Genomic DNA, 24,171 nt, shown 5'->3' with positions numbered 1-24,171 from the left:
CCGCCTTTATTTACGTTTGTTACTGACTTGTAAAGATTATTTACCTTGTTCCGCCAGCCCGTCGAGGTAGCGTTCCGCGTCCAGCGCGGCCATACAGCCGGTGCCAGCAGAGGTGATCGCCTGACGGTAGATATGGTCCATCACATCGCCAGCAGCGAATACGCCAGGAATGCTGGTCTGGGTCGCGTTGCCGTGAATACCGGACTGCACTTTGATGTAGCCGTTTTCCAGCTCCAGTTGCCCCTCGAAAATCGCGGTGTTCGGGCTGTGACCGATCGCCACAAACAGACCCGCCACTTCCAGCGTTTCGACGTTATCGGTGTTCTGGGTATCACGAATACGCAGACCGGCAACGCCCATCTGATCGCCCGTGACTTCTTCCAGGGTACGGTTGGTGTGCAGCACGATATTGCCACTCGCCACTTTATCCATCAGACGTTTGATCAGGATCTTCTCTGCGCGGAAGGTGTCACGACGGTGGATCAGGTGCACTTCAGAGGCGATGTTCGCCAGATAAAGGGCTTCTTCCACGGCAGTGTTGCCGCCACCGATAACCGCCACTTTCTGGTTGCGATAGAAGAAACCATCGCAGGTTGCGCAGGCGGAAACGCCACGGCCTTTGAATGCTTCTTCAGACGGCAGACCGAGATAACGGGCAGAAGCGCCGGTCGCGATGATCAGCGCATCACAGGTGTACTCGCCACTGTCGCCCGTCAGACGGAACGGACGGTTCTGCAGGTCAACCTTGTTGATATGATCGAACAGAATTTCGGTTTCGAATTTCGTCGCATGCTCGTGCATACGCTCCATCAGCAGCGGCCCGGTCAGGTCGTTCGGGTCGCCTGGCCAGTTTTCCACTTCCGTGGTGGTGGTCAGCTGACCGCCTTTTTCCATGCCGGTAATCAGAACCGGTTGCAGGTTAGCGCGTGCAGCATAGACCGCCGCGGTATATCCCGCAGGTCCAGAACCAAGAATTAGCAGCTTACTGTGTTTGGCCGTGCCCATGAGATCCCCATTGTTGTTGGCAGACATTTGGCTGGATTGTAGGGAATTTGTTGCCGTAAAAAAAGAGCGCAGCAATTTTGATATCGATATGTGCAATAGCCAGCGACGATGAATTAAGCGCTATAACATCACGCTTTGCGCCGAAATTCGCTCGTTTGTACGGCAATAAAATGAGGATTAATACCCTGCCGTAATGAATATCCGGCATGTTGTACTAAAAATCGATGTTTTGCTTTGACAATCCCCTGCGCTTTTGCGAAAACATTCAAGGAAGAAAAAAAACCGCGTTAACCGCATGCCGCATAGGCATGCACGTAAATGCCATTTTTACCGGGTCAGTGAAATCTACGCATGGCGTGGACAGACGCCATACGTGATATCGGTGACTGCCTTCGGGCAACGGTCTTCTTACCAACAGAACCCGAATCCGCATCGCGTCTAATACATAACCAGGCGATGTGATGACTAACGGGTACAGGCTCTGAACAGTGATGTGCACAGGGTCCAGGCAGGAGTAGGGAAGGAATACAGAGAGACAATAATAATGGTAGATAGCAAGAAGCGCCCTGGCAAAGATCTCGACCGTATCGATCGTAACATTCTTAATGAATTGCAAAAGGATGGGCGTATTTCCAACGTCGAGCTTTCAAAACGTGTGGGACTTTCCCCGACGCCGTGCCTTGAGCGTGTGCGCCGACTGGAAAGACAGGGTTTCATTCAGGGCTATACGGCTCTGTTGAACCCGCATTATCTGGATGCCTCACTTCTGGTATTTGTTGAGATTACTCTGAATCGTGGTGCGCCGGATGTGTTTGAGCAATTTAACGCCGCTGTACAAAAACTTGAAGAAATTCAAGAGTGTCATCTGGTATCCGGTGATTTCGACTACCTGTTGAAAACCCGTGTGCCTGATATGTCCGCCTACCGTAAGCTGCTGGGTGAAACCCTGCTGCGTCTGCCGGGCGTGAATGACACCCGTACCTATGTGGTGATGGAAGAAGTCAAACAGAGCAATCGTCTGGTTATTAAGACGCGCTAACACGGAACAGGTGCAAAATCAGTGTAGTTTGATTACACTCCTGTTAATCCATACAGCAACAGTGCCGGGGATACCCGGCGCTGTTGTCCGTTTTAGCAAACAGGCAGGATATGCCTGATACCTGGAGAGCCTTTCTTGAGCCAGGAATACACTGAAGACAAAGAAGTCACATTATCGAAGCTAAGCAGCGGACGTCGTCTCCTCGAGGCTTTGCTGATTGTTATTGCCCTTTTTGCCGTCTGGCTGATGGCAGCCCTACTCAGTTTCAACCCCTCAGATCCCAGCTGGTCACAAACCGCCTGGCATGAGCCTATCCATAACTTAGGCGGTGTTCCCGGCGCCTGGCTTGCAGATACGCTCTTCTTCATTTTCGGGGTGATGGCCTACACCCTTCCCGTCATTATCATTGGCGGATGCTGGTTTGCCTGGCGCCATCGTCAAAACGATGACTATATCGACTATTTCGCGGTGTCGCTGCGCCTGATTGGCGCACTGGCGCTGATCCTCACCTCGTGTGGGCTGGCGGCTATCAACGCCGATGATATCTGGTATTTTGCCTCTGGCGGGGTGATCGGCAGCCTGTTGAGCTCTGCGCTACAGCCCATGCTTCACAGCAGCGGTGGCACGCTTGCGTTGCTCTGTATCTGGGCGGCAGGACTGACGCTGTTCACCGGCTGGTCGTGGGTGAGCATCGCCGAGAAGATCGGCAGCTTTATCCTTACCCTCCTGACCTTCGCCAGCAACCGTACCCGTCGCGACGATACGTGGGTTGACGAAGATGAATATGAAGATGAGTACGAAGAGGAAGACGATGCTCCCGTTCAGCGTCGCGAATCTCGTCGTGCCCGCATTATGCGCGGCGCGCTGGCGCGTCGTCAGCGTGTTGCCGAGAAATTTGCCAACCCGCTAGGCCGTAAAACCGATGCGGCGCTCTTCTCCGGCAAACGCATGGATGAAGACGATCAGGTTGAATACCGTGCAGCCGGTGCGGCTGTCGATCCAAACGATGTGCTCTTCTCCGGCAACCGTGCCACGCCGGGAGCGTTTGATGAATACGACCCGCTGTTAAATGGCCACTCCGTGACCGAGCCGGTCGCTGCAGCGGCCGCCGCCACTACGGCTTCACAGGCGTATGCCGCTCCAGCCGATGCGGTGATGCCTTCAGCACCGGTTCCACCACCCGAATCCGCCATTCAGCAACCTCAGGTGGAGTGGCAAACCGCCCCTGGCGTTCATACGCCTGAGCCGGTTATTGCGCCAGAGCCAGAGAGCTATATTCCTGTCCAGCAGGAAGCCTGGCAGCAGCCTTATCAGCCGGAGCCGGCATATGAGCCTCAGGGATATCCGCAGTACGCGCAGCCTGCCGCACAGCCTCATCAGGAGTACGTGCCGGAGCCGGTTGAACCTGAACAGCCATACGTAGCGCCTCAGCCAGAGCCTGACGTGGTGGAAGAGGCGAAACCGTCTCGTCCGCCATTGTACTATTTTGAAGAGGTCGAAGAGCGTCGTGCCCGCGAGCGTGAACAGCTGGCGGCCTGGTATCAGCCTGTGCCTGAACCGGTGCAGGAGCCTGTAACCAAAGCACCTTCTGTTTCGGTTCCTCCGGTTGATCCAACGCCTGCCGTTGCACCTGTTGCTGAAAGCGTGAAGCAGGCTACAGCGGCAGCCGCTGCGGCTGCCCCGGTCTTTAGCCTCGCCACAGGCGGTGCGCCACGTCCACAGGTGAAAGAGGGCATTGGCCCGCAGTTACCTCGCCCAAACCGTGTTCGCGTGCCAACGCGGCGTGAGCTGGCCTCCTACGGTATTAAGTTGCCTTCTCAGCGTATGGCTGAGGAGAAAGCGCGCGAGAATGAGTATGAAGATGACGTTGATGAAATGCATCAGGATGAACTGGCGCGCCAGTTCGCCGCGCAGCAGCATCAGCGCTATGGCGAAGAATACCAGCATGAAGTGCATCATCCACAAGACGAAGATGACGCGGCTGAGGCGGAATTAGCGCGCCAGTTCGCGGCCACGCAGCAGCAGCGTTATGCCGGTGAGCAGCCTGCCGGAGCGAATCCGTTCTCGCTGTCGGATTTTGAATTCTCGCCAATGAAAGATCTGGTTGATGATGGCCCGAGCGAGCCGCTGTTCACGCCGAGCGTGATGCCGGACGCTGAACCGACGCGTCCGCAGACTGCGCCAGCACCGCAAGCGTATGCACAGCCGCAACAACCGGCACCGCAGGCGTATGCACAGCCGCAACAACCGGCACCGCAGGCGCATGCACAGCCGCAACAACCGGCACCGCAGGCGTATGCACAACCGCAGCAACCGGCGCCGCAGGCGTATGCACTGCCGCAACAACCGGCACCGCAAGCGTATGCACAACCGCAGCAACCGGCGCCGCAGGCTTACGTGCAACCGCAGCAGCCACCACAGCCGCCGCAGTTCCAGCAGCCTCAGGCACAGCCGCAGGAGAGTCTCATTCACCCGCTGCTGATGCGTAACGGCGACAGCCGTCCGCTGCAGCGTCCAAGCACGCCTCTGCCGTCGCTGGATCTGTTAACTCCACCGCCGGCTGAAGTCGAGCCGGTCGATACCTTTGCTCTTGAGCAGATGGCTCGTCTGGTGGAAGCGCGTCTGGCGGACTTCCGTATCAAGGCTGATGTGGTCAACTACTCCCCAGGGCCGGTGATCACTCGCTTCGAACTTAATCTGGCACCAGGCGTAAAAGCCGCGCGTATTTCTAACCTTTCCCGTGACCTGGCGCGTTCTCTGTCGACCGTGGCGGTGCGTGTTGTAGAGGTTATTCCGGGTAAACCTTACGTCGGTCTTGAACTGCCGAATAAGAAACGTCAGACCGTTTACCTGCGCGAAGTCCTGGATAACGCGAAGTTCCGCGATAACCCGTCACCGCTGAGCGTGGTTCTGGGTAAAGATATTGCGGGCGAGCCGGTGGTGGCCGATCTGGCAAAAATGCCTCACCTGCTGGTAGCAGGTACCACCGGCTCCGGTAAATCCGTCGGTGTGAATGCCATGATCCTCAGCATGCTCTATAAAGCGCAGCCGGAAGATGTTCGTTTCATCATGATCGACCCGAAAATGCTGGAACTGTCGGTCTATGAAGGTATCCCGCATCTGCTGACAGAAGTGGTTACCGACATGAAAGACGCGGCCAATGCCCTGCGCTGGAGCGTTAATGAGATGGAGCGTCGCTACAAGCTGATGTCTGCGCTGGGCGTGCGTAACCTTGCCGGTTATAACGAGAAAATCGCCGAAGCGGCACGGATGGGCCGTCCGATTCCGGACCCTTACTGGAAACCGGGCGACAGCATGGATGTCCAACATCCGGTGCTGGAAAAACTGCCTTACATCGTCGTGCTGGTGGATGAATTCGCTGACCTGATGATGACCGTCGGTAAAAAAGTGGAAGAGCTGATTGCACGTTTGGCGCAGAAAGCGCGTGCGGCCGGCATCCACCTGGTTCTGGCGACGCAGCGTCCGTCTGTGGATGTCATTACGGGTCTGATCAAAGCGAACATTCCAACCCGTATCGCGTTTACCGTATCGAGCAAAATTGACTCGCGTACTATTCTCGACCAGGGGGGCGCGGAGTCGCTGCTGGGTATGGGGGACATGCTTTACTCTGGCCCGAACTCCACCTCTCCGGTGCGTGTTCACGGCGCATTTGTTCGCGACCAGGAAGTTCACGCCGTGGTGCAGGACTGGAAAGCGCGCGGTCGTCCGCAATATGTTGATGGCATTACCTCCGACAGCGAAAGCGAAGGCGGCGGTGGTGGCCTGGACGGCGGCGAGGAGCTGGATCCGTTATTCGACCAGGCGGTTAACTTCGTCACCGAAAAACGTAAAGCCTCTATCTCGGGTGTGCAGCGTCAGTTCCGCATCGGCTACAACCGCGCAGCGCGCATCATCGAGCAGATGGAAGCGCAGGGCATTGTGAGCGAGCAGGGGCACAACGGTAACCGTGAGGTGCTGGCACCGCCGCCGTTTGATTAACCTTCAGTGATTGCAAAGAAGGGTAAATCAGCCAAAATTAAGCATTTTCTTCTGTCGCCTGCCTTCGGGCAGGTACACAATAGAGGGCAGAACCCCATATCGGGATGACGTATTTTAAGGAATAACAATGAAAAAAATCGCAATCGCCTGTGCATTACTCACCAGTTTTGTCGCCAGCAGCGTCTGGGCTGATGCGGCAAGCGACCTTAAAAGCCGACTGGATAAAGTGAGCAGTTTCCACGCCAGCTTCACGCAAAAAGTGACTGACGGCAGTGGCAATGCGGTGCAGGAAGGTCAGGGGGATTTGTGGGTAAAACGCCCGAATCTGTTTAACTGGCATATGACTCAGCCGGATGAGAGCATCCTGGTTTCTGACGGTAAGACCCTGTGGTTCTACAACCCGTTTGTCGAGCAGGCTACCGCGACTTGGCTGAAAGACGCGACCAGCAATACGCCTTTCATGCTGATTGCGCGTAACCAGTCCAGCGACTGGCAGCAGTACAATATCAAACAGAATGGTGATGAGTTTGTTCTGACGCCGAAAGGCAGTAATGGCAACCTGAAACAGTTCACCATCAACGTGAGCACCAACGGAACCATTAATCAGTTTGGTGCGGTTGAGCAGGACGACCAGCGTAGCAGCTACCAGCTCAAGACCCAGCAAAACGGCGCGGTTGACGCGTCTAAATTCACCTTTACCCCGCCGCAGGGCGTAACGGTGGACGATCAGCGCAACAAGTAAGAGGCATGAGTGAGCAATCTGTCGCTCGATTTTTCTGAGAATGCGTTTCAACCTCTGGCCGCTCGTATGCGGCCAGAAAATTTAGCGCAGTACATCGGCCAGCAACACCTGCTGGCTGCGGGGAAACCCTTGCCGCGTGCCATTGAGGCCGGGCATCTGCACTCCATGATCCTCTGGGGCCCACCCGGTACAGGTAAAACTACGCTCGCGGAAGTTATCGCCCGCTATGCTAACGCGGATGTCGAGCGCATCTCGGCGGTCACTTCCGGCGTGAAGGAGATCCGCGAGGCGATTGAACGTGCGCGGCAGAACCGCAATGCCGGGCGACGTACCATTCTCTTTGTCGACGAAGTTCACCGTTTCAATAAAAGCCAGCAGGATGCTTTCCTGCCGCACATTGAAGACGGCACCATTTTCTTCATCGGTGCCACCACCGAAAACCCGTCGTTTGAACTCAATTCCGCACTGCTTTCCCGTGCACGTGTTTACCTGCTCAAATCCCTGACCGTGGAGGATATTGAACAGGTTCTCACGCAGGCGATGAACGATAACGCGCGCGGCTACGGCGGGCAGGATATCGTTCTGCCCGACGACACGCGCCGGGCGATCGCTGAGCTGGTTAACGGCGACGCCCGCCGGGCACTCAATACGCTGGAAATGATGGCCGATATGGCCGAAGTGGATGCGTCCGGCAAACGGGTACTGAAACCGGCGTTGCTCACCGAAATCGCCGGGGAGCGCAGCGCGCGTTTCGACAATAAAGGCGATCGGTTTTACGATCTAATTTCGGCACTGCATAAGTCCGTGCGCGGCAGCGCGCCCGATGCGGCGCTTTACTGGTATGCCCGCATTATCACCGCCGGTGGCGATCCGCTGTATGTGGCCCGTCGCTGCCTGGCGATTGCCTCTGAAGATGTCGGGAATGCCGACCCGCGCGCCATGCAGGTGGCTATTTCGGCCTGGGACTGTTTTACCCGCGTCGGGCCTGCTGAAGGCGAGCGTGCTATCGCTCAGGCGATTGTTTATCTGGCCTGCGCACCGAAAAGTAACGCTGTCTATACCGCCTTTAAAGCGGCCATGTCCGACGCTCGTGAACGCCCGGATTATGACGTGCCGGTACATCTGCGCAATGCGCCGACCAAACTGATGAAAGAGATGGGGTATGGGCAGGAGTACCGCTACGCCCACGACGAACCCAATGCCTACGCCGCCGGGGAGGAATATTTCCCGCAGGAGATGGCACAAACCCGCTATTATCACCCCACAAACAGAGGTCTTGAAGGCAAGATTGGCGAAAAGCTCGCCTGGCTCGCCGGACAGGATCAAAATAGCCCTATAAAACGCTACCGTTAGTGCGATCGTTGCGGTAATGTTGGCAATGTATCCCTGTGGCCGCAGGCTGTGGTCACATTTTCCTATTTTAATTCGATAAGCACAGGATAAGCATGCTCGATCCCAATCTGCTGCGTAATGAGCCAGACGCAGTCGCTGAAAAACTGGCACGCCGGGGCTTTAAGCTGGATGTAGATAAGCTGCGCGCTCTTGAAGAGCGTCGTAAAGTTCTGCAGGTACAAACTGAAAATCTGCAGGCAGAGCGTAATTCTCGATCGAAATCCATCGGCCAGGCGAAAGCGCGCGGGGAAGACATTGAGCCATTACGCCTGGAAGTGAACAAACTGGGTGAAGAGCTGGATCAGGCGAAAGCGGAGCTGGACGTGCTTCAGGCCGAGATCCGTGATATCGCGCTGGCGATCCCGAACATTCCTGACGATAGCGTACCTGTCGGTAAAGATGAAAACGACAACGTTGAAGTGAAACGCTGGGGCACGCCTCGCGAGTTCGACTTCGAGGTTCGCGATCATGTGACCCTGGGCGAAATGCATGCCGGCCTGGACTTTGCGGCCGCAGTTAAGCTGACCGGTTCTCGCTTCGTTGTGATGAAAGGCCAGATTGCTCATCTGCATCGCGCTCTGGCGCAGTTTATGCTGGATCTGCACACCGAGCAGCACGGCTACAGCGAAACCTACGTCCCGTATCTGGTTAACCACGATACGCTGTACGGTACTGGCCAGCTGCCAAAATTTGCCGGCGATCTGTTCCACACTCGTCCGCTGGACGAGGAAGCTGACAGCAGCAACTACGCGCTGATCCCAACTGCGGAAGTGCCGCTGACTAACCTCGTGCGTGATGAGATCATCGACGAAGACGACCTGCCAATCAAACTGACAGCACACTCTCCGTGCTTCCGTTCTGAAGCGGGTTCTTACGGTCGCGACACCCGTGGTCTGATCCGTATGCACCAGTTCGACAAAGTAGAGATGGTGCAGATTGTCCGCCCGGAAGAGTCGATGGACGCGCTGGAAGAGATGACCGGCCACGCTGAAAAAGTGCTGGAGCTGCTGGGTCTGCCGTACCGTCGTATGGCGCTGTGCACCGGTGATATGGGCTTTGGTGCCTGCAAAACCTTCGACCTGGAAGTCTGGGTTCCTGCGCAGAATACCTACCGTGAAATCTCTTCCTGCTCTAACGTCTGGGATTTCCAGGCGCGTCGTATGCAGGCACGTTGCCGCAGCAAGTCTGACAAGAAAACCCGTCTGGTGCATACCCTGAACGGTTCTGGTCTGGCTGTCGGTCGTACACTGGTTGCCGTGCTGGAAAACTATCAGCAGGCGGACGGTCGTATTGAGATCCCTGAAGTGCTGCGTCCATACATGAAAGGCCAGCAGTACATCGGTTAATGATTTGACGTGAAACAAAAAAGCGCCTCAGGGCGCTTTTTTTATACCTTAGAATTGATACGACGCAATAACCCCTCCCTCCAAAGTAGTAATACTCCTCCGAATGAAAGTCAGCATAAAAAACCAATAACGAAGTCATTCGTTATATATAAAACTATATAGCGGCTTATGCCGCCTCTCTTTTCTTTGTGAGCAACCAAAGTGAGTCTCTATGAAAATCAAAGCGCCTGAAGCGTTAATGGCTGCCGAGGTCACTCGCCGTGGGTTGATGAAAACCACGGCAATTGGTGGTCTGGCCGTTGCCAGCAGCGCCTTTACGCTCCCTTTTTCTCGTCTGGTGTCGGCGGCGGATGCACTGTCCCCGACCACCCCGGAAAAAGTGGTGTGGAGTGCCTGTACCGTAAACTGCGGTAGCCGTTGTCCACTGCGTATGCATGTGGTGGATGGTGAGATTAAATATGTCGAAACCGATAATACCGGGGACGATAACTACGAGGGGTTACATCAGGTCCGCGCCTGCCTGCGCGGCCGTTCAATGCGTCGTCGCGTTTATAACCCGGACCGCCTGAAGTACCCGATGAAGCGCGTTGGCAAGCGTGGAGAAGGGAAGTTCGAGCGCATTAGCTGGGATGAAGCCTACGACATTATCGCGACGAACATGCAGCGTCTGATCAAAGACTACGGCAACGAATCCATCTATCTGAACTATGGCACCGGGACGCTCGGCGGCACGCTGACCCGCTCCTGGCCACCGGGGAAAACGCTGGTGGCCCGTCTGATGAACTGCTGCGGCGGTTATCTGAACCATTATGGCGACTACTCTTCGGCGCAGATTGCCGCCGGTCTGAACTACACCTACGGTGGCTGGGCAGACGGTAACAGCCCGTCTGATATCGAAAACAGTAAGCTGGTGGTGCTGTTCGGCAACAACCCGGGTGAAACGCGCATGAGCGGTGGCGGGGTAACGTACTACCTCGAACAGGCGCGCGCCAAATCGAATGCCCGCATGATTATTATCGACCCGCGCTATACCGACACCGGAGCAGGGCGTGAAGATGAGTGGATCCCGATTCGTCCTGGCACCGATGCTGCGCTGGTCTCCGCGCTGGCGTGGGTGATGATCACTGAAAATCTGGTCGATCAGCCGTTCCTCGATAAATACTGCGTCGGTTATGACGAGAAAACATTGCCAGCCAGCGCGCCGGCTAATGGCCACTATAAGGCCTATATTCTCGGTCAGGGCAGCGACGGTATTGCCAAAACGCCGGAATGGGCGTCCACCATCACGGGAATTCCGGTAGACCGTATTGTTCAACTGGCACGCGAGATTGGCTCGGCTAAACCGGCCTATATTAGTCAGGGTTGGGGTCCACAGCGTCATGCGAACGGTGAAATTGCCACCCGTGCCATTTCGATGCTCGCCATTCTGACGGGTAACGTGGGCATTCATGGCGGTAACACGGGGGCGCGTGAAGGCTCCTATGAAGTGCCGTTTGAACGTATGCCGACGCTGGAAAACCCGGTTCAGACCAGTATCTCCATGTTTATGTGGACTGATGCCATTGAACGCGGCCCGGAAATGACTGCGCTGCGTGACGGCGTGCGGGGTAAGGACAAACTGGATGTCCCGATCAAGATGATCTGGAACTACGCCGGAAACTGTCTCATCAACCAGCACTCTGAAATTAACCGCACCCATGAAATCCTGCAGGATGACAAGAAGTGCGAGATGATTGTGGTAATCGACTGCCACATGACTTCTTCGGCAAAATATGCCGATATTATTCTCCCGGACTGCACGGCCTCTGAGCAGATGGATTTCGCGCTGGATGCCTCCTGCGGCAACATGTCCTATGTCATCTTTACCGATCAGGCCATTAAACCTCGCTTTGAGTGCAAAACCATCTATGAGATGACCTCTGAGCTGGCGAAACGTCTTGGCGTTGAGCAGCAATTTACCGAGGGGCGCACGCAGGAAGGGTGGATGCGCCATCTGCATGAACTCTCCCGTAAAGCGATCCCTGACCTTCCGGATTTCGATACCTTCCGTGAGCAGGGGATGTACAAACAGCGTGATCCGGAAGGCCACCACGTGGCGTACAAAGCTTTCCGTGACGATCCGCAGGCCAATCCGCTGACCACGCCATCGGGCAAAATTGAAATTTATTCCGAAGAGCTGGCAAAAATTGCCTCTACCTGGGAGTTGCCGGAAGGGGATGTTATCGATCCGCTGCCGATCTACACGCCGGGCTTTGAAAACTACAACGATCCGCTGACCGCGAAATTCCCGCTGCAGTTGACCGGCTTCCACTACAAAGCGCGTGTTCACTCCACCTATGGCAACGTCGACGTACTGAAAGCTGCCTGCCGTCAGGAGATGTGGATTAACCCGATGGATGCCAAAGCCCGTGGGATCAGCAATGGCGACCGCGTGCGCATCTTTAACGGTCGCGGTGAGGTACACATTGAAGCCAAGGTGACTCCGCGCATGATGCCTGGCGTTGTCGCGCTGGGGGAAGGGGCCTGGTATAGCCCGGATGCGAATCGCATCGACCAGGCAGGCAGTATTAACGTACTGACCACGCAGCGTCCGTCGCCACTGGCGAAGGGCAACCCGTCCCACACGAACCTTGTTCAGGTTGAAAAGGTGTAAGGAGTAACCGATGACAACCCAGTATGGATTTTTTATTGATTCCAGCCGCTGCACCGGGTGCAAAACCTGCGAGCTCGCCTGCAAGGATTACAAAGATTTAACCCCGGACGTCAGCTTCCGCCGTATTTATGAATACGCGGGCGGTGACTGGCAGGAAGACAACGGTGTCTGGCACCAGAACGTGTTTGCCTACTACCTGTCGATTGCCTGCAACCACTGCGAAGACCCGGCCTGCACCAAGGTCTGCCCGAGTGGGGCGATGCACAAGCGTGACGACGGGTTTGTGGTGGTGGATGAAGATGTCTGCATCGGTTGTCGCTACTGCCACATGGCCTGTCCGTACGGTGCCCCGCAGTACAACGCCGCCAAAGGGCATATGACCAAGTGCGACGGCTGCCACACCCGCGTGGCAGACGGCAAAAAGCCGATCTGCGTGGAGTCCTGTCCGCTGCGTGCGCTGGACTTCGGTCCCATCGACGAACTGCGTAAAAAACATGGTCAGCTGGCGGCCGTCGCGCCGCTGCCGTCCGCGCACTTCACGAAGCCGAGCATCGTGATTAAACCTAACGCCAACAGCCGCCCGACAGGGGACACCACCGGCTACCTGGCAAACCCGAAGGAGGTGTGAGATGGGAAGTGGATGGCATGAATGGCCGCTGATGATCTTCACGGTCTTTGGGCTGTGTGTGGCGGGCGGTTTTATTGTCCTCGCGCTGGCGCTGCTGAAAGGGAATCTCACTGCTGAGCAACAACAACGTTTAGTGTTGAGTATGTTTGGCCTGTGGGTGCTGATGGGAATTGGCTTTATTGCCTCTACGCTGCACCTCGGCTCGCCAATGCGCGCGTTCAACTCCCTGAACCGGGTGGGGGCGTCGTCACTCAGTAATGAAATCGCCAGCGGGGCGATCTTCTTTGCTGTGGGTGGGCTGGGTTGGCTGCTGGCAGCACTGAAGAAATTGCCGGCAGGGCTGCGCAGCGTGTGGCTGATTGTCACGATGGTGCTGGGTGTGGTGTTTGTGTGGATGATGGTGCGGGTCTATAACACCATCGACACCGTGCCGACCTGGTACAGCATCTGGACGCCGATGAGCTTCTTCCTGACGCTGTTTATTGGTGGGCCGCTTCTTGGCTTCATGCTGCTGCGCGTCGCGGGTGTTGACGGTTGGGCGATGCGTTTGCTGCCTGTCGTTTCACTGCTGGCGCTGGTGGTGAGCGCAGTCGTCACCCTGATGCAGGGCGCGGAGCTGGCAACCATTCACAGCTCTGTTCAGCAGGCGTCTGCCCTGGTGCCGGCATACGGCTCGCTGATGGCCTGGCGCGTGGTCCTGCTGGTGGCGGCACTGGTGTGCTGGATTGTGCCTCAGCTTAAGGGGTATCAACCCGCGCTGCCGCTCCTGTCACTGGCTTTTGTGCTGGTCCTCGCAGGTGAACTGATCGGCCGCGGTGTGTTCTACGGTTTGCATATGACCGTAGGTATGGCCGTCGCCAGTTAACGTTGCAGTGGGTGAGATAAAGCCGGGACGGAGCGCCCGGCTTTTTTTATTTTAATCATGAAATTTTTCGACTGACGTTTTGTTTTCACTTCGGGCATTAATAAATAAAAACAGATACATAATTCATATCTATAGCAGGCGTTGCATTAGCAGGATAAGTTTTTTAAATCGACAGGGAACATATCGTGCGTGGCGGTGAAATCAGTGGATTGACTTTGTTTTTGCCAGTGGCATGATGCGCACGAAATCTGAACTTCCTCACGGTTTTTAATCCATGACCATCTATACCCGGCCAGTGCTTTTATTGCTCTGTGGCCTGCTTCTGCTGACCCTGGCGATCGCAGTGTTAAATACGCTCGTCCCGCTGTGGCTCGCCCATGAAAACTTACCGACCTGGCAGGTGGGTATGGTCAGCTCGTCCTTTTTTACCGGCAACCTTCTGGGTACGCTGGTTACAGGAAGCCTGATTAAACGCTTTGGTTTTAACCGCAGCTATTATCTGGCCTCGCTGCTCTTCGCTGTCGGATGTGCCGGGCTGGGCCTGATGGTCGGCTTCTGGAGCTGGATGGTATGGCGCTTTATCGCCGGAGTGGGTTGCGCGATGATTTGGGTGGTGGTTGAAAGCGCGCTGATGTGCAGCGGCACGTCACGTAACCGCGGACGTCTGCTGGCAGCCTATATGATGGTTTATTACATCGGTACCGTGCTTGGTCAACTGATGGTGAGCAAACTGCCAACCGACCTGATGAGCGTTCTGCCGTGGGTGACGGGAATGGTGCTGGCGGCAATCCTGCCGCTGCTCTTTACGCGCATTGTGAACCAGAACAGTGAACACCAGGAAGCAACCCACGTCTGGCCAATGCTGAGACTGCGTCAGGCGCGCCTTGGCGTTAACGGCTGTATTATCTCCGGAATTGTGCTTGGTTCACTGTATGGCCTGATGCCGCTTTATCTGAACCATCAGGGCGTCAGCGATTCCGGGATCGGTTTCTGGATGGCGGTGATGGTGAGTGCGGGGATTGTCGGTCAGTGGCCGATTGGACGCCTGGCCGATCGCTTTGGTCGCCTGCTGGTGCTGCGTGTTCAGGTTTTTGTGGTGATCATGGGCTGTCTCGCCATGCTCAGCAATGCGGCGATGGCGCCTGCGCTGTTTATTCTGGGTGCCGCAGGTTTTACGCTCTATCCGGTCGCGATGGCCTGGGCCTGTGAGAAAGTTGAACACCACCAGTTAGTGGCAATGAACCAGGCGTTGTTACTGAGCTATACCATCGGCAGCCTGCTGGGACCGACCTTTACCGCGATGCTGATGCAGAATTACTCCGACAATTTGCTGTTTATTATGATCGCCAGCGTATCGTTTATTTATCTCTTAATGCTGCTGCGCAAAGTGGGAGAACACCCGACGCCTGTGGCGCATGCCTGATTAATAAAAAGCCAGTCGATGACTGGCTTTTTTGTCCCCATCACATATAAGACTTTTACGTATTGTTTGTTTATTGCACCAGGCGATAATTCAGGTGAGTTATATCACTAAAAGGCAACAATCATGTCTACTCGTCGTTTTACCACTACCGCTCTGGCAGTAGTGTTGTCTTTAACGTTTGCTGCAGCTCCGGTCATGGCTAACCCGGGTAACGGGAATGGCAGTGGTCACGGGAACAGTGGCGGACAAGGTAATGGCGGCAGTCACGGCAATTCCGGTAGTCATGGCAACGGAAATTCCGGTACCCACGGTAATAAACAAAATAACGGACAGGAAAATCCAGGTAAATCGAATAAAAGCGTCAGTGACGATGTCGACGCCCGTGTGAGCTTCGATCATGCCCGTCACCTGGCACTCAATTACGGCTTAACAGGTTATGAGTCACTGCCTCCGGGTATTGCGAAAAACCTTGCACGCGGTAAACCGCTCCCTCCGGGCATTGCGAAGAAAACTGTGCCGGCTTCTATGCTGGGCCAGCTTCCTTCCTATCCTGGCTATGAATGGCGTGTCGTCGGTGACGATCTGGTCTTAATTGCGCTGAGTACTGCGGTTGTGACCACCATTATTAATGGCGTCTTCAGATAATATAAAAAAGGCCCGGTTCTCACCGGGCCTTTTCTTAATACATTACCTTGTGGCCGTACTGTTCAAGAATACCTTTCACGCGTTCCATCGTCTCTTTCTTCGGCGGCTTAACGCCATCGAGTTTATATTCTTCGCCCATGGCGACCCACTTGTGTTTACCCAGTTCGTGGTAGGGCAGAAGCTCAATTTTCTCAACGTTGCCCATATCGCGGGTAAATTCTCCCAGCCGATGCGCGGAATCGTCATCATCTGACCAGCCAGGTACAACAACATAGCGGATCCAGGTTTTGATGCCTTTCCCGGAGATGTATTTGGCGAACTCCAGCGTACGGTGGTTGGAAACACCCACCAGATTCTGGTGGATCTCATCGTTCATCTGTTTGAGATCGAGCATCACCAGGTCGGTGACGTCGAGCAGTTCATCAATGACCGGATCGTAGCGGCGGACAAAACCGTTTGTATCGAGACAGGTATGAATGCCTTCTTTGCGACAGGCGCGGAACCAGTCGCGCACGAATTCGGCTTGCAGAATGGCTTCACCGCCGGAAGCGGTTACGCCGCCGCCGGATGCGTTCATAAAGTGACGATAGGTCACCACCTCTTTCATCAGTTCTTCGACGGTCACTTCTTTGCCGCCGTGCGTATCCCAGGTGTCACGGTTATGGCAGTACAGGCAGCGCATCAGGCAGCCCTGGAAAAAAGTGATAAAGCGGATACCCGGGCCATCGACAGTGCCACAGGATTCAAAGGAGTGAATGCGACCAATAATTGACATTGCGGTGATATCTCCAGCATCGGCCCGTCCGGGGCCTGTGTATGCACAGCTCAAAACCGGCTGTGTTTAAGTCTGTTTTGGCTGTTATCCATAGAGTATAGATAGCGGACAAAAGAGACTGTGATGGAGAGAGTGTTAAAAAGGCCCCACGTATGTGGAGCCTTTATTGTACGCCTTTTAACGCGTGATTTCAGTCAATTCCACTTACATGGACTGAGTGAAAGTACGGGTGATAACGTCCTGCTGCTGTTCTTTCGTCAGGGAGTTAAAACGTACTGCGTAGCCGGATACACGGATGGTCAGCTGAGGATATTTCTCAGGGTGTTCCATCGCATCAAGCAGCATTTCACGGTTCATTACGTTCACGTTCAGGTGCTGACCACCTTCAATGGACGCTTCGTGGTGGAAGTAACCATCCATCAGACCCGCGAGGTTAGTTTTACGTACTTCGTCGTCTTTACCCAGCGCATTCGGCACGATAGAGAAGGTGTAAGAGATACCATCTTTCGCGTAAGCAAACGGCAGTTTAGCGACGGAGGTCAGAGAGGCAACAGCACCTTTCTGGTCACGACCGTGCATTGGGTTAGCACCTGGGCCGAATGGCGCACCTGCGCGACGACCGTCTGGGGTGTTACCGGTTTTCTTACCATACACAACGTTAGACGTGATGGTCAGAACAGACTGAGTCGGGATAGCGTTACGGTAAGTGGTCAGTTTCTGAATTTTCTTCATGAAACGTTCAACCAGGTCAACCGCCATGTCATCAACGCGAGAGTCGTTGTTACCAAACTGCGGATATTCGCCTTCGATTTCGAAGTCAACAGCCAGACCGTCTTCGTCACGAATTGGTTTAACTTTCGCATATTTGATTGCAGACAGGGAGTCAGCCGCAACGGACAGACCTGCGATACCACACGCCATGGTGCGGATAACGTCACGGTCATGCAGCGCCATCAGAGAGGCTTCGTAGCTGTACTTGTCGTGCATGTAGTGGATAACGTTCAGGGCAGTGACGTACTGTTTAGCCAGCCAGTCCATGAAGTGATCCATACGCTCCATAACTTCATCGAAGTTCAGAACGTCGCCTTTGATTGGTTCAGACTTAGGACCAACCTGCATTTTCAGTTTTTCATCAACGCCGCCGTTGATTGCGTACAGCATGGTTTTCGCCAGGTTTGCACGCGCACCGAAGAACTGCATTTGTTTACCAACAACCATTGGGCTTACGCAGCATGCGATAGCGTAGTCATCGTTGTTGAAGTCCGGACGCATCAGGTCATCGTTCTCGTACTGCAGAGAAGAGGTGTCGATGGACACTTTAGCGGCGAATTTCTTGAAGTTCAGAGGCAGTTTTTCAGACCACAGAACGGTGATGTTCGGCTCCGGAGAAGGACCCATGGTGTACAGGGTGTTCAGGAAGCGGAAGCTGTTTTTGGTAACCAAAGTACGGCCATCAACACCCATACCACCGATAGATTCCGTTGCCCAGATTGGGTCACCAGAGAACAGCTCATCGTATTCAGGGGTACGCAGGAAGCGAACCATACGCAGTTTCATGACCAGGTGGTCAATCATTTCCTGAGCGTCTTGCTCGGTGATTTTGCCCGCTTTCATATCACGTTCGATGTAAGCATCCAGGAAGGTGGATACACGACCGAAGGACATTGCTGCACCGTTCTGAGACTTAACAGCGGCCAGGTAGCCGAAGTAGGTCCACTGGATAGCTTCCTGAGCGTTGGTTGCAGGACCAGAGATATCGCAGCCATATTTAGCCGCCATTTCTTTGATCTGACCCAGCGCGCGATGCTGTTCAGCGATTTCTTCACGCAGACGAATAGTCGCTTCCAGGTTTACACCGTTTTCCAGATCAGACTGCAGGGAAACAAACTGCGCGTATTTGTCTTTCATCAGGAAGTCGATACCGTACAGCGCAACGCGACGGTAGTCACCGATGATACGGCCACGGCCATAGGCATCTGGCAGACCAGTCAGAACGCCAGATTTACGGCAATTCAGAATGTCTTTGGTGTAAACATCGAATACACCCTGGTTGTGGGTTTTGCGGTATTCGGTGAAGATTTTTTTCAGCATTGGGTCCAGCTCGCGGTTATACGCTTTGCAGGAACCTTCAACCATTTTGATACCACCGAACGGGATGATCGCACGTTTCAGTGGTGCTTCAGTCTGCAGACCAACGATTTTCTCAAGGGCTTTGTTAATGTAGCCAGCATCGTGAGAAGTGATGGTAGAAGCAACGGAGGTGTCAAAATCAACTGGCGCGTGAGTGCGGTTTTCCAGTTTTACGCCTTCCATTACGCTGTCCCACAGCTTGGTGGTCGCGTCAGTTGCACCAGCCAGGAAGGATTCGTCACCTTCATACGGGGTATAGTTTTTCTGAATGAAGTCACGTACGTTTACTTCATTCTGCCAGTCACCTTTCGCAAAACCTTCCCAGGCTGTGGCTAACTTTTCATTAAGCTCGGACATGTAACACCTACCTTCTTAAGTGGATTTTTTATTTACTGCCTGAGATAACCATCAATGATGGTCGTCGCCACGCAGGTAAATGACCCAGTATGTCAACCCAACTAACAGACCCCCACCGATAATGTTCCCGATAGTGACAGGGATCAGGTTATCAGTAATGAAATTCATAATAGTCAGGTGAGAGAAACTTTCCGGGGTTGAACCAACAGCAGTCCAGAACTCCGGGCTTGCAAAGTTGCGGATTACAATTCCCATTGGGATCATAAACATGTTCGCAATACTGTGCTCGAAGCCGCTGGCAACAAACATCGCAACCGGCAGAACCATAATCATGGCTTTATCCATCAGGCTACGACCCGAGTAGCTCATCCAGACAGCCAGGCAGACCATCAGGTTAGCGAGGATGCCGAGAGCAACGGCTTCGATAAATGTGTGGTGCATTTTGTGGTCTGCGGTCTGCAGGACGTTGAGTCCCCAGCCACCGTTGGCGGTCATATACTCGCCAGAGAGCCACATCAACAGAACAAAGAGCAGACAGCCAATCAGGTTGCCAACATAGACATTAAGCCAGTTGCGCGCCAGTTGACCCCAGGTAATTCTTCCGCTGGCTTTTGCCACGACAATCAACACTGTAGAAGTGAAGAGGTCGGCGCCGCAGATGACGCAAAGAATCAGTCCCAGTGAGAAGCAAATACCGCCAATCAGTTTCGCCATGCCGAAAGGCATCGCGGCAGTACCGGTGGTGGCAGTGATGTAGAAGACAAACGCGATAGAGATGAACACACCAGCCGTGATCGCCAGATAGAACGTCTTCATCGGGTGTTTCGTTGCTTTATAGACACCCGCTTCTTCGGCAACTTTGGCCATAGCAGCTGGGAGTAAAAGATCAAAAGGGTTGTCAGCTTTCACACTAACTCTCTCTTTATTAAGTCGGCGACGAGATACTAACAAAGCATTATAGAAGAGAAATTGATATAGATCATATCTCGCCTGGCTTATAGGCCCGCAATGTGTATGGATTTACAGCAAAAGCGGAGTAAGTATTTGATTATCCGTATAAAAATAAATTTTAAAAGTTATGAAAAGAGTTGAATTATTTCTTTCGGCCACCTCTGCAACAGTTAATTAATATGGAGTAATTACCATAAAAAGTAACAGTAAAGCCCAGGTAAATATTATTATATTTACCCATATTTAACTTTATTATTACAATCAACAGTCATTGCCGAAAAAAATAAAAAACGGGGCAATGAAATTGCCCCGTAATATAGCCCAGACGATTGAATACGCCTACAGCTGATAATGTTATATGCGCTTATTTTGACCAGTAAGCGGATTTCGCCTTCTGCAATTTTTCATACGCTTTCAGCAGAGACTGATGTGCCGGGAAGGCTTTCAGATCGCTATCCACAGCCTGAAGACCGTAGAACGGCGCTTCACCGCTCAGTGCTGCGCTGGCGGCTTCAACGGCGTCAGCACCGTACATGCGAACAAACGCATTCAGGTATTGCAGCGGCTGACGATCTTCTTCCTGCGCGAGAAGCAGCAGGGTTTGCAGGCAGCGATAGTAGTTAGTGCGCTCGGCAGAGAAGACAGACTGGTTAAACTCCATAGTCCACTCGGTCCAGGCCAGAGCCTGATCCAGATCGCCGCCAGCCAGTGCCAGCATTGCTTTCAGCTCACCAATACGCAGGGTATACCAGCCGTTATCTTTACCGGTCGCCAGACCCAGCAGCTCGCGTACGCGGGTGAAGTCATCATGGCCTTCTTCGTCCAGTTGCGCGATCAGGTTCAGGTAATCTTCTTTTTCCCATTCGCTGCCCGGCAAGGCCAGCAGGGTTTCACGCAGGTGCGCGCCCATGCTGTTGTTCGCCAGCCACAGATCTTCTGCCGGATAGATGTCGGACATGCCCGGCACCAGAATGCGGCAGGCGTACACGCCAAGGTGTTCGTAGTCAGCGATGTAGACTTCTTTATCTTCCGCCTTAAAGATAGCCATCAGCGTGGCGAACTCTTCTTCGGTGGTACCTGCAAAGCTCCAGTCGACGAACGGATAGTCCGCGTCCTGCTTAAACAGATCCCAGGAGATCAAACCGCTGGAGTCGATGAAGTGGGTTTCAAGGTTGGTGTGCTCGGCCACTTCTTCATCGTCAAAGGTCGGTGGCGTAAACACGTCCAGATCTTTCAGGCCACGGCCCTGCAGTAATTCGGTGACGGTACGCTCCAGCGCCACGCCAAAGTCAGGGTGCGCGCCGAAGGAGGCGAAGCAGGTTCCGTTTTCAGGGTTAAACAGCACCACACAGATAACCGGGTATTTACCGCCCAGCGAGCCGTCATAGGCAAAGATTGGGAAACCTTCCGCCTCCAGCCTAGCGATGGATTCCACCACGCCCGGGTAGCGCGCCAGCACGTCAGCCGGAATTTCAGGCAGGCTGATGGATTCGGCAATGATGCGGTTTTTAATGTGGCGTTCGAAGACTTCAGACAGCCCCTGTACGCGCGCTTCATTACGGGTATTACCGGCAGACATACCGTTGGACACGTACAGGTTGCCAACGATGTTCATCGGGATATAGACGGTCTGCTCATCAGACTGACGCGTGAACGGCAGGGCGCAGATACCACGATCCTCATTGCCGGACTGCAGATCGATCAGCATGCTGGCGGTCAGTTCGTTTTCCGGATCGTAGAACGCACGCAGACGCGCGTCGAGAATGCCTTCCGGCAGCGCGTCGTCTTCAGGCAGCGGGAACCATTTTTCGTTCGGATAGTGCACGAACGGGCCGTTGGCGATGGTTTCACCCAGCCAGAAATCGGCGAAGAAATAGTTGGTCGACAGACGTTCAAAATACTCACCCAGCGCAGAGGCCAGTGCCGCTTTTTTTGTCGCGCCTTTACCATTGGTAAAGCACAGGGCACACTCTTTATCGCGAATATGCACGGACCAGACATGAGGCACCGGGTTGAGCCAGGAGGCTTCTTCGATATTAAAGCCCAGGTCGGTCAGTTTCTGCTGGAAGCGAGCGATGGAATCTTCCAGAGCGGCGTCTTTGCCGGGGATAAACGTTTGAGTCATGGCGTTCACTTTTATCGTACGTAAAGCGCGCAATGATACGGGTTTTGCGTGACAGGTGCTATCTTCGGCGAAAATAAAAGACTCGACTATGCTTACAGACAGTAACTTACTGTTAAGGCATAGAAAAATGAAAGCATTTGATCTCCAGCGGATGGCGTTTGATAAAGTTCCTCCCGAATTTTTGGGCGAAGTGGCCCTGCGCAGCCTGTATACCTTTGTATTGGTCTTCCTGTTTCTCAAAATCACCGGGCGGCGTGGTGTCCGGCAGATGTCCCTCTTTGAGGTGCTGATTATTCTGACGCTGGGTTCAGCGGCGGGGGATGTCGCCTTTTACGACGATGTGCCGATGGTGCCGGTCTTTATCGTTTTTGTCTCACTGGCGCTACTTTACCGGCTTGTCATGTGGCTGATGTCGAAAAGTGAAAAGCTGGAAGATCTTCTCGAAGGGAAGCCGGTGGTTATCGTCGAGAACGGGCGGCTGGCCTGGGAAAATGTACAGAGTGCCAACATGACCGAGTTCGAGTTTTTTATGGAACTGCGTCTGAATAGCGTTGAACAACTCGGGCAGGTGCGGCTGGCAATCATGGAAACGAACGGGCAAATCAGCGTCTATTACTATGCTGACGACGAGGTGAAGCCGGGGCTCTGTATTCTGCCGGATATGCTTATTGAGCGTTTCACGACCGTGCCTGAGTCAGGCGAATATGCCTGTATAAGATGTAGCCATGTTGTGGCGATGCAACCGGGCGATCATCAATTATGTCCCCGCTGTACAAATCCGGAATGGACGAAGGTTAGCCGGGCCAAACGCCTTACCTGACAGCCATATTGTCGGTTTTGCCGCAGAGAGGTGGCAGATTGTATTGTGTGACGCGGAACACATTTCACCGGTCATAAGTTTTAGACATTGCGGCGCGTGTCACTGAATGATAAAACCGATATCCACAGTTATAACTTATTGCTTTTAGCGTGGTGAGGGGAAATGGCTCAAGTCTTTAATTTCAGTTCAGGTCCGGCGATGTTGCCGGCAGACGTGCTTAAACAGGCTCAACAGGAACTTTGTGACTGGAACGGTCTGGGTACGTCGGTGATGGAAATCAGCCACCGTGGTAAAGAGTTTATTCAGGTGGCGGAAGAGGCAGAAAAGGATTTTCGCGATCTGCTGAACATTCCCTCAAACTACAAAGTTTTGTTCTGCCACGGCGGTGGCCGCGGTCAGTTTGCTGGCGTCCCGCTGAATATCCTCGGCGACAAAACCACGGCAGACTACGTTGATGCGGGTTACTGGGCGGCAAGTGCGGTTAAAGAAGCCAAAAAGTACTGCTCGCCAAATGTTATCGACGCCAAAATTACCGTTGATGGCCTGCGTGCCGTGAAGCCGATGAGCGAGTGGCAGCTCTCTGATAACGCTGCGTATCTGCACTATTGCCCAAACGAAACCATCGACGGGATTGCCATCGACGAGACCCCGAACTTCGGTAAAGACGTGGTGGTTGCAGCCGATTTCTCCTCTACCATTTTGTCCGCGCCAATTGACGTCAGCCGCTACGGTGTTATCTATGCGGGTGCGCAGAAAAATATCGGCCCGGCGGGTTTGACGATCGTCATCGTGCGCGAAGATTTGCTGGGTAAAGCCCATCAGTCTTGCCCGTCTATTCTGGATTATACGGTCCTCAACGATAACGACTCCATGTTCAACACCCCCCCTACGTTTGCCTGGTACCTCTCTGGCCTGGTCTTTAAATGGCTCAAGCAAAACGGCGGCGTGGCGCAGATGGACAAAATCAATCAGCAGAAAGCCGACCTGCTGTATGGCGTGATCGATAAGAGCGATTTCTACCGTAACGATGTCGCGAAAGCTAACCGTTCTCGTATGAATGTGCCGTTCCAGCTGGCGGACAGCAACCTGGATAAAGTCTTCCTTGAAGCGTCCTTCGCTGCAGGCCTGCATGCGCTGAAAGGCCACCGTGTTGTAGGCGGTATGCGTGCCTCTATCTATAACGCGATGCCGCTGGAAGGGGTTAAAACCCTGACCGATTTCATGATCGACTTCGAACGTCGCCACGGTTAATTACGCTGTTTTTCACCCCCGTAGC

General features: G+C 54.0%; 17 protein-coding genes. 12 read left to right on the top strand and 5 right to left on the bottom strand.

The genetic code is table 11. The annotated features are described in order from the left end of the window. Positions 1-36 precede the first annotated feature (36 nt). Positions 37-1,005: a thioredoxin-disulfide reductase gene (trxB, locus tag AM410_RS23010; RefSeq protein WP_025204565.1), complete on the bottom strand. Its 969-nt coding sequence runs from the start codon at positions 1,003-1,005 to the stop codon at positions 37-39. A gap of 544 nt (positions 1,006-1,549) precedes the next feature. On the opposite strand from trxB, the gene lrp reads away from it, so the two are divergent. The 10 genes from lrp (at position 1,550) to AM410_RS22955 (ending at position 15,737) form a co-directional block, all read left to right on the top strand. After that, on the top strand, positions 1,550-2,044 hold the full coding sequence (lrp, locus tag AM410_RS23000) for a leucine-responsive transcriptional regulator Lrp (protein WP_000228469.1): 495 nt from the start codon (positions 1,550-1,552) through the stop codon (positions 2,042-2,044). A 135-nt stretch (positions 2,045-2,179) separates the two neighbouring features. Next, positions 2,180-6,043 carry a DNA translocase FtsK gene (ftsK, locus tag AM410_RS22995; protein WP_108648524.1) on the top strand — a complete coding sequence of 1,288 codons (3,864 nt, stop codon included), beginning with the start codon at positions 2,180-2,182 and terminating at the stop codon, positions 6,041-6,043. A 127-nt stretch (positions 6,044-6,170) separates the two neighbouring features. Next, positions 6,171-6,785, top strand: a complete 615-nt coding sequence (gene lolA / locus AM410_RS22990) for an outer membrane lipoprotein chaperone LolA (RefSeq protein ID WP_014169368.1) — start codon at positions 6,171-6,173, stop codon at positions 6,783-6,785. 9 nt (positions 6,786-6,794) lie between these two features. Next, a complete protein-coding gene (rarA, locus tag AM410_RS22985) occupies positions 6,795-8,138 on the top strand; it encodes a replication-associated recombination protein RarA (protein WP_014169370.1) in 1,344 nt (447 codons plus the stop codon). Positions 8,139-8,230: 92 nt separating this feature from the next. After that, entirely contained in the window at positions 8,231-9,523 is a 1,293-nt protein-coding gene (gene serS / locus AM410_RS22980; RefSeq protein WP_008499983.1) for a serine--tRNA ligase, read from the top strand. 211 nt (positions 9,524-9,734) lie between these two features. Further along, positions 9,735-12,176, top strand: a complete 2,442-nt coding sequence (gene dmsA / locus AM410_RS22975; RefSeq protein ID WP_040017048.1) for a dimethylsulfoxide reductase subunit A — start codon at positions 9,735-9,737, stop codon at positions 12,174-12,176. A gap of 10 nt (positions 12,177-12,186) precedes the next feature. Continuing rightward, positions 12,187-12,804 carry a DMSO/selenate family reductase complex B subunit gene (locus AM410_RS22970; RefSeq protein WP_014169373.1) on the top strand — a complete coding sequence of 206 codons (618 nt, stop codon included), beginning with the start codon at positions 12,187-12,189 and terminating at the stop codon, positions 12,802-12,804. Between the two features lies 1 nt (position 12,805). Continuing rightward, positions 12,806-13,669 (top strand): dimethyl sulfoxide reductase anchor subunit family protein, encoded by an 864-nt coding sequence (locus AM410_RS22965; protein WP_108648522.1) that lies wholly within the window; start codon positions 12,806-12,808, stop codon positions 13,667-13,669. Between the two features lie 274 nt (positions 13,670-13,943). Continuing rightward, positions 13,944-15,092 (top strand): MFS transporter, encoded by a 1,149-nt coding sequence (locus AM410_RS22960; protein ID WP_014169376.1) that lies wholly within the window; start codon positions 13,944-13,946, stop codon positions 15,090-15,092. Positions 15,093-15,215: 123 nt separating this feature from the next. Next, a complete protein-coding gene (locus AM410_RS22955; RefSeq protein ID WP_020884824.1) occupies positions 15,216-15,737 on the top strand; it encodes an anti-virulence regulator CigR family protein in 522 nt (173 codons plus the stop codon). Between the two features lie 34 nt (positions 15,738-15,771). Here the strand turns inward: AM410_RS22955 and pflA are convergent, their stop codons facing one another. From pflA to ycaO, 4 genes are all read right to left on the bottom strand, one after another. Beyond that, a complete protein-coding gene (gene pflA, locus AM410_RS22950) occupies positions 15,772-16,512 on the bottom strand; it encodes a pyruvate formate lyase 1-activating protein (RefSeq protein WP_020884823.1) in 741 nt (246 codons plus the stop codon). Positions 16,513-16,716: 204 nt separating this feature from the next. Next, positions 16,717-18,999 carry a formate C-acetyltransferase gene (pflB, locus tag AM410_RS22945; RefSeq protein ID WP_014169380.1) on the bottom strand — a complete coding sequence of 761 codons (2,283 nt, stop codon included), beginning with the start codon at positions 18,997-18,999 and terminating at the stop codon, positions 16,717-16,719. A gap of 51 nt (positions 19,000-19,050) precedes the next feature. Further along, positions 19,051-19,908: a formate transporter FocA gene (gene focA / locus AM410_RS22940; RefSeq protein WP_025204555.1), complete on the bottom strand. Its 858-nt coding sequence runs from the start codon at positions 19,906-19,908 to the stop codon at positions 19,051-19,053. Positions 19,909-20,314: 406 nt separating this feature from the next. Then, positions 20,315-22,075 carry a 30S ribosomal protein S12 methylthiotransferase accessory factor YcaO gene (gene ycaO / locus AM410_RS22935; protein WP_032677795.1) on the bottom strand — a complete coding sequence of 587 codons (1,761 nt, stop codon included), beginning with the start codon at positions 22,073-22,075 and terminating at the stop codon, positions 20,315-20,317. 127 nt (positions 22,076-22,202) lie between these two features. Here ycaO and AM410_RS22930 point away from each other — a divergent pair, with 127 nt between their 5' ends. After that, positions 22,203-22,895 carry a DUF421 domain-containing protein gene (locus tag AM410_RS22930; RefSeq protein ID WP_020884820.1) on the top strand — a complete coding sequence of 231 codons (693 nt, stop codon included), beginning with the start codon at positions 22,203-22,205 and terminating at the stop codon, positions 22,893-22,895. Positions 22,896-23,057: 162 nt separating this feature from the next. Next, a complete protein-coding gene (serC, locus tag AM410_RS22925) occupies positions 23,058-24,146 on the top strand; it encodes a 3-phosphoserine/phosphohydroxythreonine transaminase (RefSeq protein ID WP_025204554.1) in 1,089 nt (362 codons plus the stop codon). The last annotated feature ends 25 nt before the right edge of the window (positions 24,147-24,171 follow it).

Origin of the sequence: Enterobacter cloacae complex sp. FDA-CDC-AR_0164 (assembly GCF_003071645.1) — a bacterium.
GTDB classification, from domain to species: Bacteria; Pseudomonadota; Gammaproteobacteria; order Enterobacterales; family Enterobacteriaceae; genus Enterobacter; species Enterobacter ludwigii.
Note: the sequence above shows the minus strand (reverse complement) of the source record. Positions and strands in the feature narration are given on the sequence as shown.